Here is a 13912-nt window from a genome sequence, read left to right as displayed (position 1 = left end):
TCCAGTGAGGAAAAACTACGAAAATACCCTTTGGAAATTCACCTGAAAATCTATGACACGGAACAAAAAGCGCAAGCGCCTTGTTCAGCCCCGACAAGCGCTGGAGGGCCTGACAGTGAAGTCGTTCTTTGACTTCATTGGCAGGACCGAAGCGTCTCGAGGGGCTAGGCGCTGGAGCTGGATTAAGAATCCCATATGTAATTATCCACACAAAAATACTTTTATAATTTCCTAAAAAACAAAGAAACCGAAGCCAAATTGGCTCCGGTTTCTCCTTCTATCAGGTTAATTTTCCAGCTGTTGGACCTGGAACAATCTATGATACCCGCCTTGCTTGGCCATTAATTCATCATGGCTGCCGACTTCGACGATTTCTCCATGCTCAATCAGGACAATCCTGTCAGCATGGGTGATGGTGGATAAGCGGTGGGCAACAACGAAGGTTGTCCTGTCCTTAGCCAGCTTTTCAATCGCTTCCTGTATAAGATGTTCACTCTCAAGATCAAGCGCTGAGGTGGCTTCGTCGAGAATCAGAATAGGCGGATTCTTAAGGAAGACACGCGCAATGGCGACACGTTGTTTTTGCCCGCCGGAAAGCTTGACTCCTCTTTCCCCTACTTTGGTATCATAGCCTTCTGGCAGATTCATAATAAATTCATGGGCATTGGCTGCCTTTGCAGCCTGTATCACTTCTTCATCACTTGCTCCCGGCTTGCCCAGGAGAATATTGGTTTTCACCGATTCACTGAATAAAATATTATCCTGCGCAACCATCCCGATTTTATCGCGCAATGAACGGACTTTGAATGAGCGGATGTCCTTGCCGTCAAGAAGGATCTGGCCATCTGTGACATCGAAGAATCTCGGGATCAGGCTGACAAACGATGACTTCCCTCCGCCGCTCATTCCAACGAGAGCGATCGTTTAACCCTTTTCAACCTCTATATTCAAACTCTTCAGTACTGTCTCACCGTCTTCTTCATACGAGAAGCTTACATTTTTAAACGAAATGTCACCATGGACTTTTTGCAATTCCACTGCATCAGGTGAATCCTTAATATCATATTTCTCGTCCATGAACTCGAATACCCGGTCCATTGAAGCGATCGACTGTGTCAGCGTCGTCGATGAATTCACCAGTCTGCGCAATGGATTGTACAATCTGTCAATGTAGGCAATGAACGCTGCCATCTCCCCGATCGTGAGGCTTCCCTGGAGTACCTGATAACCGGAAAAGCCGATGACAAGCAGCGGGGCGATATCAGTGATCGTATTGACTACAGCGAATGCTTTTGCGTTCCAGCTTGTATGCTCAAGCGCTTTTGTCAAAAAGTTTTTATTCTGCCTGTCAAACTGTGTCTGTTCATAATCCTCAATCGCAAAGCTTTTGATGACCGAGATACCCGCCACTCTTTCATGCAGATAGCTTTGTACCCCTGCAAGTGCCTGTGACCGTTCCCTCGTAAGCTTTCGAAGGTTTCCGAAGAAGTATTTTACCGAAAAAGCGTAAAATGGAAACAGGATTAGGGATACGAGTGTTAACTGCACGTCCATCGTAAACATGATCGCAGCGGCGATCACGATCGTCGCAACATCCAGCCACAGATTCATCAGTCCTGTAACAACGAAGGTCTTGGTCTGCTCGACGTCATTGATCATCCTCGAGATGACCTCTCCTGCCCTCGTATTGGAATAATATTTATAACTGAGCCTCTGCATATGGGAAAAAAGCCTGTCCCTTATATCATAGAGGATTTTGCTCGCTGTCCATTGTGCGAAATATTGGCGATAGTATTCTATCGGCGGCCTGAACACGACGAAAATGACGATCATGATGCCCATGACCCAGAATAACTTATCCGTTTTTTCACCCTTGGTCAACGTATCATTGCCGATGACATCATCGAGCACGAATTTAATCAAAAGCGGAATCAATAGCGGAATCGCAAACTTTAGGATTCCAATGATGATGGTGCCAATGATTTGCAGCCTGTAAGGTTTGACGAATTTCAAGTATCTGCGGATGCTGCCCAATTTATAGTTCCCCCTTATGGAGCCTTGCTAGCGCACGAAATAAAAACCTGTTGAATCGAATCAACAGGCTGAAGCTTGTCTATCCTGTATGGTCAGCGGCGATAAGTTAAATACCGCTCATAATAAATGTCGATGAAATCAGGAGCAAAAGGTCCTTTCCTTTGCCTGATCCAGCGTTTAAGCTTTTCAACATTGTATTTCAGGATCTTGTCAATCACATCAGGATATTGCATTTCCTTGCGGTGGCGCTCATATTCATCTTCATCGAGTAGATTAAACGTCATATCTGGAAAAACCTTAATGTCGAGATCATAGTCAATATATTTCAGTGCTTCCCCGTCAAAAATAAATGGAGAACTGATATTGCAGTAATAATATACGCCATCTTCCCGGATCATGCCTATAACGTTGAACCACAGCTGAGAGTGGAAGTAACAGATTGCAGGCTCTCGAGTAATCCACGTCCTGCCGTCCGACTCAGTGACGACAGTCCGGTCGTTTCCGCCAATCACAAGATTCTGTGTGCCCTTTAAAACTGTAGTTTCTTCCCAGACTCGATGGATGTGCCCATTATGCTTATAACTATGGATTTGGATTGGTTCACCTTCTGTGGGTACGCCCATGTTCTTCTCCCCTACTTTCCTTTCCCGGAAACTTTGCAACCTATCAATGTATATTTATCTCGGTTTCTTCAAAACGACAAAAGGCAACAAAGAACGATTCCTATTTTTTATTATTATAACGGTTAACGAGAGAATTTAAAACAAAAGAGCCATCGATTTCCATCGATGACCCATTAAAATTGCTTAAATTTTTATAAAAATTCACTTTTTTCCAAAGGTCTTGTCCAGAAATGATGTTGATTTGATAATTTAAAGTAATGTAACCGCCAGCTGCTGATAAGTATGAATGACATCTTCCGTCTGCTTTTCGAACATCCGGTGGATTTCCTGAAGATCCTGCTTTTTACGATCAATTTCCAAGCGTAGCTCCTCCAACTCTGCACTTTGCTTCAGGGCATCCAGCTGCTTTTCAATCTCCTGGCACCTTTCCAATTCAGACTGCAAATACAGAAGCTTTTCCATTGTTTGCATTTGAGTAGATACCAATTCGTTAAATTTATCCATGCTCATCCACCGCCTGTAAAATTTATCTCCTAATTTTATTCTTGGAAAGACGCTGAATTCCTTTGACTAGTTATGTAGAGGAATTGGAACCTTTGTCGAATTGCGGAATCCCGTTTTGAGGTGGAACACGCTACTTCTTGCCGAGAGTACCCTTTCAGTGAATGAGCATTTTCGATTTAAGCATTTCATTGGTCTCTTTGTATCATGAAGGCAGAATAAAAAGCGCAAGCGCTTTGATCAGCCCCGACCAGCGCTGGAGGGCCTGGCAGTGAAGTCGTTCTTTGACTTCATTGGCAGGACCGAAGCGTCTCGAGGGGTTAGGCGCTGGAGCTGGATTAAGACTCCCATATGTAGTTATCCATATAAAAATACTTTTTAATTCCCTAAACAATGGAAAAGGCACTCTACGAGTGAGAGTGCCTTTCTTTTAGGTGATATTAACGCTGTTGGCCAGAGTTTTGACCTTTGCGCGCTTCAGCCTGCTGGTTTTGCTGACGTACTTCTTGAGCATTTGTTTCGCTCGCGAATTCTGTACCATATTGACCTTGTTTTCCAGCAGATTGAGCGTTTTGCTGGCGTACTTCTTGAATGTTAGTTCCAGCTTGTGATTGATTAGGTTGTTTTGCCATCGTTTATCACCTCCACGAAATATAGATTAACCATCGATGGAGGTTACTATCCGACTAAATTTTACCAAATAACATTTTTTAAACTAACAGCGAAATGCCACCGTCAACGATGATTGTCTGGCCGCGAATCATGCTTGATTCATCCTTTAAAAGGAACATGACGGCATTGATCATGTCATCGATTTCGACCATTCTTCCTGCAGGAGTCTTTTCCCTGGCCTCTGCAAGCAGTTCTTCCCTGTTCGGAAAATGGGTCAATGCTTCCGTATCGACAGCCCCACCCGAGACTGCATTGACGACGATGTTTTTTCGCGCCAGTTCTACAGCCAGATAACGGGTCAGGGCCTCGAGCGCTGCCTTCGATACTCCGACTGTCGTGTAGTTTTCCAAATAACGGATCGAACCAAGTGAACTGATGCTGACTATCTTCCCGCCGCCATTTCTTTCCATTAGCTTCGCTGCTTCCTGGGCACAGAACAACAATGCCTTGCTATTGATGTTCATTGTCCAGTCCCAATGGGATTCTTCCAGTTCCATTGCTGGCCGCAGCACACCTGATGCTGCATTGTTCACGAACACATCCAGCCTTCCAAACTCTGCTTCGATTTGTTCAAACATCGATTTTATCTTACTGACGTCACCAACATTCGCTTTTACGACAAGAGCCTTCCTTCCAAGTGCTTCAATCTGTTCTGCTGTTTCCAATGCTGCCGATTTGCTGCGGGCATAATTGATTACGATGTCAAATCCTTCTTTCGCAAGCCTGATAGCTGCTGCTTTGCCGATTCCACGGCTGCTTCCTGTAATGAGTGCTACTTTTTGTGTCATGTGCAAATTCCCTTCCTGTCCAATCCGGCTAAAAACCGGATTGTGATTTTGTTTCATTTTAGCTTTTTCAGGTATATATGACAATAAGTCTCCGAAAAGAGCCCTGATAAAAAACGGTACCTCTGAAAAGACTAACATTAAGTTTGAACCTAAATGAAAGGATGATCCCTTATGTACGTAGGCCGTGATATGACTGAACTCTCGATGATGTCCAAGACTGACTGGAAAGACAGTGAACTCGCCTTTTTCCACCACTCCCTCCAGCAGATGGTGCCATATTTAAATATTGAAGGCCAATCCATCCACAGAGAAATCGTTGAAGAAATCGAGCGCAGGGGCGGCCTTAGCCGCGGAGAAGCAGATTACACACATGGAACAAAAGTCAGTTACGATTAATACAAAAGGCTGCTAACCACCTAGATGGTTAGTCAGCCTTTTTAAATTCAAGATACTGCTTCAGCATTTTTTGATACGGAACCGGGAAGGCATATTCCTGGATTTCCTCCTCGGTAACAAGTTTCAGCTGAGTGGATTCGATGATATCACCATCAAAGCTGCCGCTGAATACATGAATATTCCAAATCAGATGGGAAAAGACGTGCCCGATTTCGCCCAGGCTTTCACTGATTTTCGGAGAAAAACCATAAATTTCTTCGAAGTGAACCGCCAGCTGTTCTCGCTGTCTTTGGAAGCCGAGGCCTAATTCTACGGTCGGGAACTCCCACAGATTCGCCAGCAAGCCGGTTTCCGGTCTTTTCCGAATGAGGATCCTTCCCTGGTCATCAGTGAAAATCCCTGCTGCCAGTTCGATATTTTTCTGCTTTTTCTTTTTCGTTTTTACCGGAAGCTCATTTTGCACTCCTTCATCGAAGGCGGCACAATGGTCCCTCACCGGACAAAGGAGGCATGAAGGCGAAGTAGGGGTGCAAATCAGGGCTCCCAGCTCCATCAAAGCCTGGTTGAAATACGATGGATTTTCATGGGAGATGATTTCCCTTACAGTTGATTCGAATATTTTACGGGAAGCAGGTTTGGCAATGTCATCCCAGATCAGCAAGATTCTTGATAACACCCTCATCACATTTCCATCGACAGCGGGTTCAGGCTTCCCGTAAGCTATGCTCAGGATGGCACCTGCCGTGTATGGGCCCACCCCTTTTAAAGAGGCTATCTTCTCAGGAGAGTCCGGCACTTGGCCTCCGTAATTTTCACGGACTTCCTTCACTGCGGATTGTAAGTTGCGGACACGGGAATAATATCCGAGACCTTCCCAGGCTTTTAATACCTTTTCTTCATCGGCGGATGCAAGTGCCTCTATCGTTGGAAATTTTTCCAAAAAAGAATTAAAATAAGGGATGACAGTATCTACTCTAGTTTGTTGGAGCATGATTTCAGATACCCACACTTTATAAGGATCCTGGTCCTTTCTCCATGGCAGTTCTCGCTGCTCGCTAACAAACCATCCTATCAAGTCATCCTGAAAGGATTTTTTATCCATTTTATCTACACATTTCTTGATGTCAGTTGCCACTTTTGTTCCTCCAGGTGTTAAACTTTCCGGAAATTTGGGAATATAATATTAACGCTTCTGCTTAATCGCCATGAAGCCGATTCGCTCGAGTCCTCCCGGAACGTAATCCTCAAGCATTCCAAATACAGAATGTTCCCGGGAAAGGCGCATTTTTTTCATTGCATGGTAATGGGCTTCTGTTGGCACATAGAACGATTCAATGAATATATTCCGCTGGTCCGACTGGCTGCATGAGAACATGTCCGCTTCGAAATCAGGAAGCATCGCTGAAATTCGATGTATGGCCTCATGATATTGGCCAAGCAGATTTTGTTTGACTTCATATTGGATAATCATCTGAATCATTACGTCAGCTCCTTTATGGACTAGAAAAGGGACTTTTTTGATTCAGCCCTTTAAAAGTAAACGATTATTCGCATTGTGGCAAGACCTTTTACCTGTCAATTCGTTCAATAGCACTCATTAAATAACAAAAAGAATAGGAGGCGGTTTCCATGGATACAGGTACCCATGTTGTCATGGGGTTCGCACTTGGCGGGTTGGCGACGCTTGACCCAGCTGTCAGCGAAAGCAGCGTAACAGCCAGCAGCGTGCTGATTGCTACGCTCGTCGGTTCACAAATCCCTGATATAGATACTGTTCTCAAACTGAGAAATAATGCAGTGTATATACGTAACCATCGCGGAATCACACACTCTATTCCAGCTGTCCTCTTGTGGCCGCTGCTGATTACCGGAGCGATATACTTCTTTCATCCGGAAGCAAATCTGCTGCACTTATGGATTTGGACATTCATTGCTGTATTCCTTCATGTTTTTGTCGACATTTTCAATGCCTATGGCACACAGGCACTAAGGCCATTTTCGTCGAAATGGGTCGCATTGGGGGTCATCAATACATTTGATCCGATTATATTTGCGCTTCATGTCGTCGGTTTATTCCTATGGGCCTTTGGAACAAACCCGGGGTACACTTTTTTGACGATTTATGGAATCCTTGTGCTTTACTATATTTACCGCTTTATCGTGAAGCATCGCATAAAATGTGCTGTCGAGAAAATCGTTCCGGATGCCACCGAAATCATCATCGCCCCGACAATGCGCTTTAACCAGTGGCGTGTCGCGGTAATGAACAAGCATCAGTTTTTCGTTGGCCGCGGCTACAAACGCCATGTGCGGATCCTCGACCAGTTCAACCGGGTACCGGTCCCTGAGACACCGGTGCTGGAAGCAGCTAAAAAGGATAAGAACCTTTCCGCATTCCTGTCGTTCTCACCTGTTTATCGCTGGGAATGTGATGAATATGATGATTTTTATGAAGTCAGGTTCATAGATTTGCGCTACCGAAGCAACGGACACTATCCATTCGTCGCCGTCGTGAACCTGAACAAGGATCTGGAAATCCTCAGCTCGTACACAGGCTGGATTTACAGCGAGGAAAAACTAAGAAAGAAACTGGAGTTCATTCCAGGAGAAGGGTAAAACCCATGTTCATGAGCTGTACCTTCATTGTTAGACACAGAACTAACAATGGAGGTGCAGCTTTTGTTTGGCTGAATCACTTCCAAACACAAGAAATTCCAACCTTCTCTTCCACTTGGTTAGAGGGGATTTTTCCATTATTAGGATGATGGTGCAATTCCAGCTGTTAACGGCGCAATAAATTAGAATGAGAGTGCAATTATTCTAATTGACGGTGCAATTAGCTTCGATAACTGCAATTATGATTTTGACCGTACAATTATTCAAAAAATCACACCTTTTATGAAACCTGGATGGGCATTGGAGCTGGATTATGAAAACCGCAGTAGTCATTCACACTTTATTGAGCTTATAAAAAACAAAAACCCCCGTTAAAACGGGGATTCTCTTGTAAGATTCATTCTTCTTCCAAAATATGCTTGTACTTAGGATTCCTTGCAACGAACTCGTGCAGTTGGCCACCGTAGTTTTCAATCCACTGGCGGACGACTTTTTCTGTCATTTCGCTGCCCATATATTTATGCCCTGCTTTGGCGTATGTCGCTTCAAAGTCGCTCCATAACAGCTCGACCCATCTCAAAGCCTGCTCATAAGTGATGCCGTTGTTTTTTTCCTGAAGCAGGCTGGCCAGCATTTCGTGTGTTTCTTGCATCCTGATCACCCTTTGCCAATTTTTAATATAGTAATGAATATGTGTCATTGCTCGAATACTATGAATGCGTGCATCCATATTGGCATACACGTAATTTCACCCGTCACGGAGGGCATTATGCGAAATAAAGAAACCAATTTCCCTAACCAGAACAACAACAAGCTCGAGGGCGAGCCTCGGGCGAAAGCGGAATATGCATCAAAAAGAGCCGATGGCACGATTAATACCCATCCTCAGGAGCGCATGTATGCTTCCTCTCACCGTGAAGATGACACTTCAGCTGTCATCAAGGACCATTAAGCAACACCCTGCGGACAGCTTGAGATGTTCCAGCCTTTAACACATGAGCAAGACCAGATGTCTAGGTATTCTGGTTTTGCTCCACTTCCGTCAAAAGGGAAATCGGCAATGCTTCTTCATTACCATCTCCGTTCAGACGTGCCCCCCAGGCAAATACACCATTCAGATAATCGATTTTAAAATAGGATCCTGGATCGCCTTCAATTCCATATATTCCACCCGGCTTGAAATCATCCGGATTCAGCATATAGGATCTAGCCATAGCAATCTTCCGTTCGTAAACGGCCAGTTCACTTACCATTCCCATTTGTTCCGCTTTCCTGGCCTTGTCCCGGAGACCGGCGATTTCCTGGTTCAATTCGTATTCGGTCATTTCACTGTATCGTTTTTCCCTGCCCATATTTATTCACTCCTGGATTGTTCTTGCTTTTAACATTCAAGCATTTAAGTTATAACTAAATTATAGCATGTTATCTTAAGGAGGCTATCATGAAAGCAATCATTGTGACTGGCGCCGGCACAGGTCTTGGAAAAGAACTTTCACTGCTGCTCGCCAAGCAGGATTACCATATGATTTTAACAGGGCGGACAGAAGACAAACTGGCCGCTGTAAAGGAACAGATTGACCAATCAGGGGGAAGTGCGACCGCTCTCCCGCTCGACCTTCGCAATCTGGAGGATATAAAGGAAAAAGCGTTATTGATCAGCAAAACCCATGAAATCTATGGGCTCGTGAATAATGCCGGTCTCGGCTACTTCGGCCCGTTCTCTGAAATCACAGATACAGAAATGGAAGAAATGTTCCAGACCAATGTTTTCGGAACCATCCATATGACAAAAGCCGTCCTTCCTTATCTTGAACAAAATCGCGAGGGACTGGTCCTGAATATTGTTTCTACGGCCGGACTCCGGGGCAAAAAGAATGAGGCTGTCTATTGTTCCAGCAAATTCGCCGTCAGGGGCTTTACTGAAAGTCTCCAAAAAGAGTACGAGGGAACGGAAATCCGTTTTGTCGCTGCCTATATGGGCGGGATGGATACTCCATTCTGGGATGATAGCGAACATGTCGCAGACCCGACAAGATTCAGGTCTGCAGCTGAAGTGGCTGGAATAATCTTCGACAACCTTGAAAAAACCGAAATTGTAATAGAATCCAAAAAATCATGACACTTGTCATGATTTTTTTATTTATTCCTCATTCTCTTTTTCGGTGATGAAAGCATCAATCATATCCATTGGGAATCCCTTTCGGTACAAGGCCATCTTCAGCTTCTGCCTGCCTTCCCGTTCTGGAAGCTTACTGTATTTGCTGTACAGTTTGTCCCCTTGAATCCGCAATGCGTCCATTTCATCCTCGTTTTCTTTCTCAACATCCGTCTCATCCATAGCAGCACGGATGATTGAAAAAGAGTACCCTTTGCGCCTCAGCATCTGTTCAATTTTCTGCTTCAAAATTCTTGTTGAGTCCTTATTGTTTTTCAAAGCGTACTTTTCACTGAGTTTAATCGCTTTTTCCAACTGTTCATCGAATGAAACCTCATCGACCACCTTTGTGATCAGATCGGGGGCAATTCCTTTTTCCTTTAGTTCCATTTTTATCACTTCAGCACCTTTATCGGTCGTATTCAATTTTGTACTGACGAATGCATTGGCAAATTCCTCATCATTCAGGAAATTGAATTCATATAATTTATGGATTGCTTCTTTTATCACCGCATCTGAGATTTCTTTTTTCTTCAGATGTTCACGGACCTCAGACTCTGACCGCATGCGGTGTGAAAGATAATTGATTGCTGTATTATAGGCTTTCCTTATGTCATCCTGAAAAAGCATCTCCGTCACTGCGAAGTCATCCAGTTCCATTCCTTTTTTCAGATTATGCTTGATTAAAACATCTTCGTCGACGCTGAACGCGTATTCCTCTCCACTACCGCTGTCGGTAAAAATGCTGTAACGGTCTTTATTGTGTTTTTGAACGGAAATTTTTGTAATGACTGGCATCTCTTTATCACCTCTATAGAAACTTTAACACATTCAAAGGAGGTATATCATTTTAAAAGCAGTACTATATAGACAAGAGGATAAGTTTAGGAGGATAACCATGAAAATTGCCATCACCGGAGGTACAGGGCTTGTCGGCAGTGCTTTAAGCAGTGAACTGGTCCGCAATGGACATGAGGTAATCATTTTAACCAGGAAAAGTAATGAACAAGACAACCATAACCCAAGGTATGTCCAGTGGCTCAATCCGGCTGACCAGCCAGAAAATGAGCTTGAAGGCATAGATGCCATCGTGAACCTGGCAGGGGCGACCATCAATGACAGATGGACAGATGAGTACAAACAAAAGATCATTGACAGCAGGATTAAGGCAACCACCGAAGTGAACAGGATCATCGAGGCACTTAAGAATAAGCCACCTGTCTTAATCAATGCAAGTGCAGTGGGGTATTACGGCACGTCGATGACAGAAGTGTTCAATGAACAATCGGAGACTGGAAATGACTTTTTGGCTGACACGGTTCTCCGCTGGGAGGCTGCCGCAAACCAGGCTAGAGAATTAGGCACCCGGGTGGTGCTTTGCCGATTCGGTGTGATCCTTGATAAAAATGGCGGGGCCCTGCCAAAGATGATACTGCCTTATAAATTTTTTGCGGGCGGAAAGGTCGGCTCTGGTGCCCAATGGCTTTCATGGATCCATATAGACGATGTCATCCAGGGAATTATCTTTGCAATCCAGCATGCTCAATTGAACGGTCCGGTAAATTTTGTTTCTCCTTCACCAGTAACTATGGATCAGTTCGGAAAGATTTTATCGAAAGTGCTGAGACGCCCCCACTGGCTTCCAGTTCCCTCCTTTGCCCTGAAAATCGCCCTTGGAGATATGAGCATGCTTGTCTTGGAAGGTCAGAATGTCATGCCGGCTAAGCTGCAAAACGCCGGATTCAGTTACAAATTTCCTGAACTCGAAAAGGCTCTCAAAGAAATTTTAGGCAATTAATCCTGTTTAATCCCTTTCAACAAGGAAATACTGCTAAGGTACATCATATTGAAAGGGTGAATTAATTTGGATAAGAAAAAAAGGGAAAAGACAAAGAGTTCATTATCAAGCATGCAGGAAGTTACATACAGCCGTGAATTCAAGAAAGCAGACAGAGCAGCCGGCTATGCAAATGGAAAGAGATATTAGGCATTAACAGGCTTCTTTTGGAGGAACATAAAAGTACGGGAATGGTTCATTTCCGTACTTTTATCATTTTGAAAGGGGTTTTTTCGAATGGGAAGAGGACATGGACACAAAACACGTGATCGTAACAAAGCATCGCTTCCACAAGTACCAAAGAACATGAAATCCGATGGCCTTGATGTGGAGTTTAACCGCGAGTTAGCTGACCACGATGACCTTGAAGCAATGGCCCGCTCAAAAGCTGCGGATCAGCGTGCAAAAAGCAGGAGAAAATAACCCTCTCATAAAAGGAAAAAGCAGAATCAGCAGATTCTGCTTTTTCCTTTTAAGGGGAGGGGGAGATATCTTCGGTTAGCAAAAAAGGGAGTTGCATGCTTTGTGAATGTTTTCACTAACTTTCGATAATTCTACTTTACTCCCTCTGGCACCATTTAACAAGTCTTTTCACCAATTGTTCAAAACTAATGATATCCACACACTTGTGAATAATGTTAATAAAAATCAAAAAAGCTTTTTATATAAGGATTTACTATACAACAATAATAACGATCTTATTTCTGTGGATAATGTGGATAAACCTGTGGAGTACTCAATAATACGGAGTTTCACCTGTGAATAACTATGAGGATAAAATTTAGCCTATTATATTTACCCTTATTCAGAACAGACAAAACCTATATCCGGCAATCCGAAATGAAGCTATTTAAATAATAAAGTTATTTATAACAAATAATAATTGTTAAGGAATCGATACATCACCATGGAGGGACCAACAATGACAAGAAGGAATAAGATCCTTGTACCGGAAGCCAGGAGAGCACTTGATGATTTGAAAGCGCAGGTTGCCGGAACGATGAACGCGGAGGATGCCAAATTCGAAACAGCAAGAGAGGTTGACGTTCCCCTTAATAAGGGTTATAACGGCAATCTTTCAACCCGGGATGCAGGAAAAGTCGGGGGGAAACTGGGTGGAAGCATGGTCCGTGAGCTCGTGAAAATGGCACAGAAAAATTTACGGAAACAGTAAAGACTTCAAACATTTGTAAATAACGTTTGACATCTGCTGGAAAATGAAATATAATGAATAAGCTTCGCCAAAAGAAAGTAACTTGAATCACAAACAATACTATGTAAACAATTAATGGCGTTCTGCTTTTATTTTTAGGTAACAACTTATTCACACTGGATCGGCTTCGGAGCCGTAAGGATGCAAGAGAGGTAGGGCTTGCGTCGTTTAGGTTTAAAATGGTCAAGTGGAATTTTGTACCGCGGCAAAGTTTATAAATGGATGATTTTTTATACATCTTGTGGAGTAGCAAGTTACTTGAAAGCGAACCGGATCCGGTTCGCTTTTTCTATTTCTTCGATTATACCTCAGCTACCGCTTTAAAAACTTCCAAAGAAAGATTTGAAAGAATGAATGGTTACCTGGCGATTTAAGTGAGCAATCGATGTAGTCAATGGGATGCCTTTCGGACAGACTTCCACACAGTTTTGAGAATTGCCGCATGTGGTGATTCCTCCTTCACCCATTATTTCTGCAATCCGTTCTTCCTTATGCATCGCTCCTGTAGGATGTGCGTTAAATAAACGGACTTGAGCTATTGGTGCTGGTCCGATAAAAGGTGATTGGGTATTGACATTCGGACAGGCTTCAAGGCAGCAGCCACAAGTCATGCACTTTGAAAGTTCGTAAGTCCACTGCCTAGTATTTTCAGCCATTCTCGGTCCTGGTCCTAAGTCATGTGTGCCATCAATTGGTATCCATGCTTTCACCTTTTTCAGGGCATCGAACATGCGCTGTCGATCGACAGCTAAATCCCTCATTACAGGGAAGGTACTCAGTGGTTCAATCCTGATTGGCTGTTCAAGTTGATCAATCAGTGACGAACAGGCTTGCCTTGGCTTTCCATTGATGACCATTGAACAAGCACCGCATACCTCTTCCAGGCAAACAGACTCCCATATCACTGGCGTTGTCGCTTCTCCTTTTCGGTTTATCGGATTCTTTTGAATCTCCATCAAAGCGGAAATGATGTTCATATTCGACCGATATCCTATATTGAACTCTTCATAATAAGGAGGAGAACTTGCATCCTTTTGCCTTTTAATAATCAGATGGATTTGGTTTTTGGATGACATG

18 protein-coding genes and 1 pseudogene are annotated in these 13912 nt (G+C 43.7%); 8 read left to right on the top strand and 11 right to left on the bottom strand.

Annotated features, from left to right (window positions below; translation table 11 throughout):
- Nucleotides 1–285 precede the first annotated feature (285 nt).
- The 5 genes and pseudogenes from ACNAZ4_RS19475 to fabL all read right to left on the bottom strand — a co-directional run bounded on the left by ACNAZ4_RS19475 (nt 286) and on the right by fabL (nt 4618).
- Nucleotides 286–2034 (bottom strand): annotated as a pseudogene (locus ACNAZ4_RS19475) (ABC transporter ATP-binding protein).
- A gap of 92 nt (nt 2035–2126) precedes the next feature.
- Nucleotides 2127–2657, bottom strand: a complete 531-nt coding sequence (ntdP, locus tag ACNAZ4_RS19470; protein WP_041967592.1) for a nucleoside tri-diphosphate phosphatase — start codon at nt 2655–2657, stop codon at nt 2127–2129.
- A 249-nt stretch (nt 2658–2906) separates the two neighbouring features.
- Nucleotides 2907–3161 carry a YgaB family protein gene (locus ACNAZ4_RS19465; protein ID WP_415817220.1) on the bottom strand — a complete coding sequence of 85 codons (255 nt, stop codon included), beginning with the start codon at nt 3159–3161 and terminating at the stop codon, nt 2907–2909.
- Between the two features lie 437 nt (nt 3162–3598).
- The gene (locus ACNAZ4_RS19460) at nt 3599–3790 is read right to left on the bottom strand and encodes a gamma-type small acid-soluble spore protein (RefSeq protein ID WP_415817218.1); all 192 of its coding nucleotides are present in this window, start codon (nt 3788–3790) and stop codon (nt 3599–3601) included.
- Between the two features lie 78 nt (nt 3791–3868).
- The gene (gene fabL, locus ACNAZ4_RS19455; RefSeq protein WP_415817216.1) at nt 3869–4618 is read right to left on the bottom strand and encodes an enoyl-[acyl-carrier-protein] reductase FabL; all 750 of its coding nucleotides are present in this window, start codon (nt 4616–4618) and stop codon (nt 3869–3871) included.
- A 171-nt stretch (nt 4619–4789) separates the two neighbouring features.
- On the opposite strand from fabL, the gene ACNAZ4_RS19450 reads away from it, so the two are divergent.
- A complete protein-coding gene (locus tag ACNAZ4_RS19450) occupies nt 4790–5014 on the top strand; it encodes a hypothetical protein (protein ID WP_415817214.1) in 225 nt (74 codons plus the stop codon).
- Between the two features lie 28 nt (nt 5015–5042).
- Here the strand turns inward: ACNAZ4_RS19450 and mutY are convergent, their stop codons facing one another.
- The gene (mutY, locus tag ACNAZ4_RS19445) at nt 5043–6116 is read right to left on the bottom strand and encodes an A/G-specific adenine glycosylase (protein ID WP_415817262.1); all 1074 of its coding nucleotides are present in this window, start codon (nt 6114–6116) and stop codon (nt 5043–5045) included.
- 81 nt (nt 6117–6197) lie between these two features.
- Nucleotides 6198–6494 carry a hypothetical protein gene (locus tag ACNAZ4_RS19440; RefSeq protein ID WP_415817212.1) on the bottom strand — a complete coding sequence of 99 codons (297 nt, stop codon included), beginning with the start codon at nt 6492–6494 and terminating at the stop codon, nt 6198–6200.
- A gap of 149 nt (nt 6495–6643) precedes the next feature.
- Between ACNAZ4_RS19440 and ACNAZ4_RS19435 the strand changes: the two genes are divergently transcribed.
- Nucleotides 6644–7630, top strand: coding sequence for a metal-dependent hydrolase (locus ACNAZ4_RS19435; RefSeq protein WP_415817210.1), 987 nt, complete (start codon nt 6644–6646; stop codon nt 7628–7630).
- Between the two features lie 397 nt (nt 7631–8027).
- On the opposite strand, the gene ACNAZ4_RS19430 is transcribed toward ACNAZ4_RS19435, so the two are convergent.
- The gene (locus ACNAZ4_RS19430) at nt 8028–8282 is read right to left on the bottom strand and encodes a YfhJ family protein (RefSeq protein WP_415817208.1); all 255 of its coding nucleotides are present in this window, start codon (nt 8280–8282) and stop codon (nt 8028–8030) included.
- A gap of 117 nt (nt 8283–8399) precedes the next feature.
- Here ACNAZ4_RS19430 and ACNAZ4_RS19425 point away from each other — a divergent pair, with 117 nt between their 5' ends.
- Nucleotides 8400–8582, top strand: coding sequence for a small, acid-soluble spore protein K (locus tag ACNAZ4_RS19425; RefSeq protein WP_415817206.1), 183 nt, complete (start codon nt 8400–8402; stop codon nt 8580–8582).
- Between the two features lie 61 nt (nt 8583–8643).
- Here ACNAZ4_RS19425 and ACNAZ4_RS19420 read toward each other — a convergent pair whose 3' ends face one another.
- Nucleotides 8644–8982: a YfhH family protein gene (locus tag ACNAZ4_RS19420; RefSeq protein WP_415817204.1), complete on the bottom strand. Its 339-nt coding sequence runs from the start codon at nt 8980–8982 to the stop codon at nt 8644–8646.
- A gap of 89 nt (nt 8983–9071) precedes the next feature.
- Here ACNAZ4_RS19420 and ACNAZ4_RS19415 point away from each other — a divergent pair, with 89 nt between their 5' ends.
- Nucleotides 9072–9749 carry an SDR family NAD(P)-dependent oxidoreductase gene (locus ACNAZ4_RS19415; RefSeq protein WP_415817202.1) on the top strand — a complete coding sequence of 226 codons (678 nt, stop codon included), beginning with the start codon at nt 9072–9074 and terminating at the stop codon, nt 9747–9749.
- A gap of 21 nt (nt 9750–9770) precedes the next feature.
- Here the strand turns inward: ACNAZ4_RS19415 and recX are convergent, their stop codons facing one another.
- On the bottom strand, nt 9771–10583 hold the full coding sequence (gene recX / locus ACNAZ4_RS19410; RefSeq protein ID WP_415817200.1) for a recombination regulator RecX: 813 nt from the start codon (nt 10581–10583) through the stop codon (nt 9771–9773).
- A gap of 100 nt (nt 10584–10683) precedes the next feature.
- Between recX and ACNAZ4_RS19405 the strand changes: the two genes are divergently transcribed.
- The 4 genes from ACNAZ4_RS19405 (at nt 10684) to ACNAZ4_RS19390 (ending at nt 12796) form a co-directional block, all read left to right on the top strand.
- Nucleotides 10684–11583 (top strand): TIGR01777 family oxidoreductase, encoded by a 900-nt coding sequence (locus tag ACNAZ4_RS19405; protein ID WP_415817198.1) that lies wholly within the window; start codon nt 10684–10686, stop codon nt 11581–11583.
- A gap of 66 nt (nt 11584–11649) precedes the next feature.
- On the top strand, nt 11650–11772 hold the full coding sequence (locus ACNAZ4_RS19400; RefSeq protein WP_415817196.1) for a YfhE family protein: 123 nt from the start codon (nt 11650–11652) through the stop codon (nt 11770–11772).
- A gap of 87 nt (nt 11773–11859) precedes the next feature.
- Nucleotides 11860–12045 (top strand): YfhD family protein, encoded by a 186-nt coding sequence (locus tag ACNAZ4_RS19395; protein ID WP_415817194.1) that lies wholly within the window; start codon nt 11860–11862, stop codon nt 12043–12045.
- Nucleotides 12046–12544: 499 nt separating this feature from the next.
- Nucleotides 12545–12796 carry a small, acid-soluble spore protein, alpha/beta type gene (locus tag ACNAZ4_RS19390; protein ID WP_415817192.1) on the top strand — a complete coding sequence of 84 codons (252 nt, stop codon included), beginning with the start codon at nt 12545–12547 and terminating at the stop codon, nt 12794–12796.
- A gap of 359 nt (nt 12797–13155) precedes the next feature.
- Here the strand turns inward: ACNAZ4_RS19390 and sdhB are convergent, their stop codons facing one another.
- Nucleotides 13156–13911: a succinate dehydrogenase iron-sulfur subunit gene (gene sdhB / locus ACNAZ4_RS19385; protein WP_415817190.1), complete on the bottom strand. Its 756-nt coding sequence runs from the start codon at nt 13909–13911 to the stop codon at nt 13156–13158.
- Nucleotide 13912: the final 1 nt, after the last annotated feature.

It is taken from the genome of Mesobacillus thioparans (assembly GCF_965138835.1).
Classification (GTDB): Bacteria; Bacillota; Bacilli; order Bacillales; family Cytobacillaceae; genus Mesobacillus; species Mesobacillus thioparans.
This window is presented reverse-complemented; position numbering and strand designations above follow the sequence as displayed.

What these genes read in the sequence shown, in the direction of transcription:
- ACNAZ4_RS19420 (WP_415817204.1), bottom strand. Translation starts at nt 8,982, where the DNA reads ATGGGCAGGGAAAAACGATACAGTGAAATGACCGAATACGAATTGAAC.
- ACNAZ4_RS19395 (WP_415817194.1), top strand. Translation starts at nt 11,860, where the DNA reads ATGGGAAGAGGACATGGACACAAAACACGTGATCGTAACAAAGCATCG.
- mutY (WP_415817262.1), bottom strand. Translation starts at nt 6,116, where the DNA reads ATGGATAAAAAATCCTTTCAGGATGACTTGATAGGATGGTTTGTTAGC.
- ACNAZ4_RS19435 (WP_415817210.1), top strand. Translation starts at nt 6,644, where the DNA reads ATGGATACAGGTACCCATGTTGTCATGGGGTTCGCACTTGGCGGGTTG.
- fabL (WP_415817216.1), bottom strand. Translation starts at nt 4,618, where the DNA reads ATGACACAAAAAGTAGCACTCATTACAGGAAGCAGCCGTGGAATCGGC.
- ACNAZ4_RS19460 (WP_415817218.1), bottom strand. Translation starts at nt 3,790, where the DNA reads ATGGCAAAACAACCTAATCAATCACAAGCTGGAACTAACATTCAAGAA.
- recX (WP_415817200.1), bottom strand. Translation starts at nt 10,583, where the DNA reads ATGCCAGTCATTACAAAAATTTCCGTTCAAAAACACAATAAAGACCGT.
- ACNAZ4_RS19440 (WP_415817212.1), bottom strand. Translation starts at nt 6,494, where the DNA reads ATGATTCAGATGATTATCCAATATGAAGTCAAACAAAATCTGCTTGGC.
- ACNAZ4_RS19430 (WP_415817208.1), bottom strand. Translation starts at nt 8,282, where the DNA reads ATGCAAGAAACACACGAAATGCTGGCCAGCCTGCTTCAGGAAAAAAAC.
- ntdP (WP_041967592.1), bottom strand. Translation starts at nt 2,657, where the DNA reads ATGGGCGTACCCACAGAAGGTGAACCAATCCAAATCCATAGTTATAAG.
- ACNAZ4_RS19465 (WP_415817220.1), bottom strand. Translation starts at nt 3,161, where the DNA reads ATGGATAAATTTAACGAATTGGTATCTACTCAAATGCAAACAATGGAA.
- ACNAZ4_RS19405 (WP_415817198.1), top strand. Translation starts at nt 10,684, where the DNA reads ATGAAAATTGCCATCACCGGAGGTACAGGGCTTGTCGGCAGTGCTTTA.
- ACNAZ4_RS19415 (WP_415817202.1), top strand. Translation starts at nt 9,072, where the DNA reads ATGAAAGCAATCATTGTGACTGGCGCCGGCACAGGTCTTGGAAAAGAA.
- ACNAZ4_RS19450 (WP_415817214.1), top strand. Translation starts at nt 4,790, where the DNA reads ATGTACGTAGGCCGTGATATGACTGAACTCTCGATGATGTCCAAGACT.
- ACNAZ4_RS19425 (WP_415817206.1), top strand. Translation starts at nt 8,400, where the DNA reads ATGCGAAATAAAGAAACCAATTTCCCTAACCAGAACAACAACAAGCTC.
- ACNAZ4_RS19390 (WP_415817192.1), top strand. Translation starts at nt 12,545, where the DNA reads ATGACAAGAAGGAATAAGATCCTTGTACCGGAAGCCAGGAGAGCACTT.
- sdhB (WP_415817190.1), bottom strand. Translation starts at nt 13,911, where the DNA reads ATGTCATCCAAAAACCAAATCCATCTGATTATTAAAAGGCAAAAGGAT.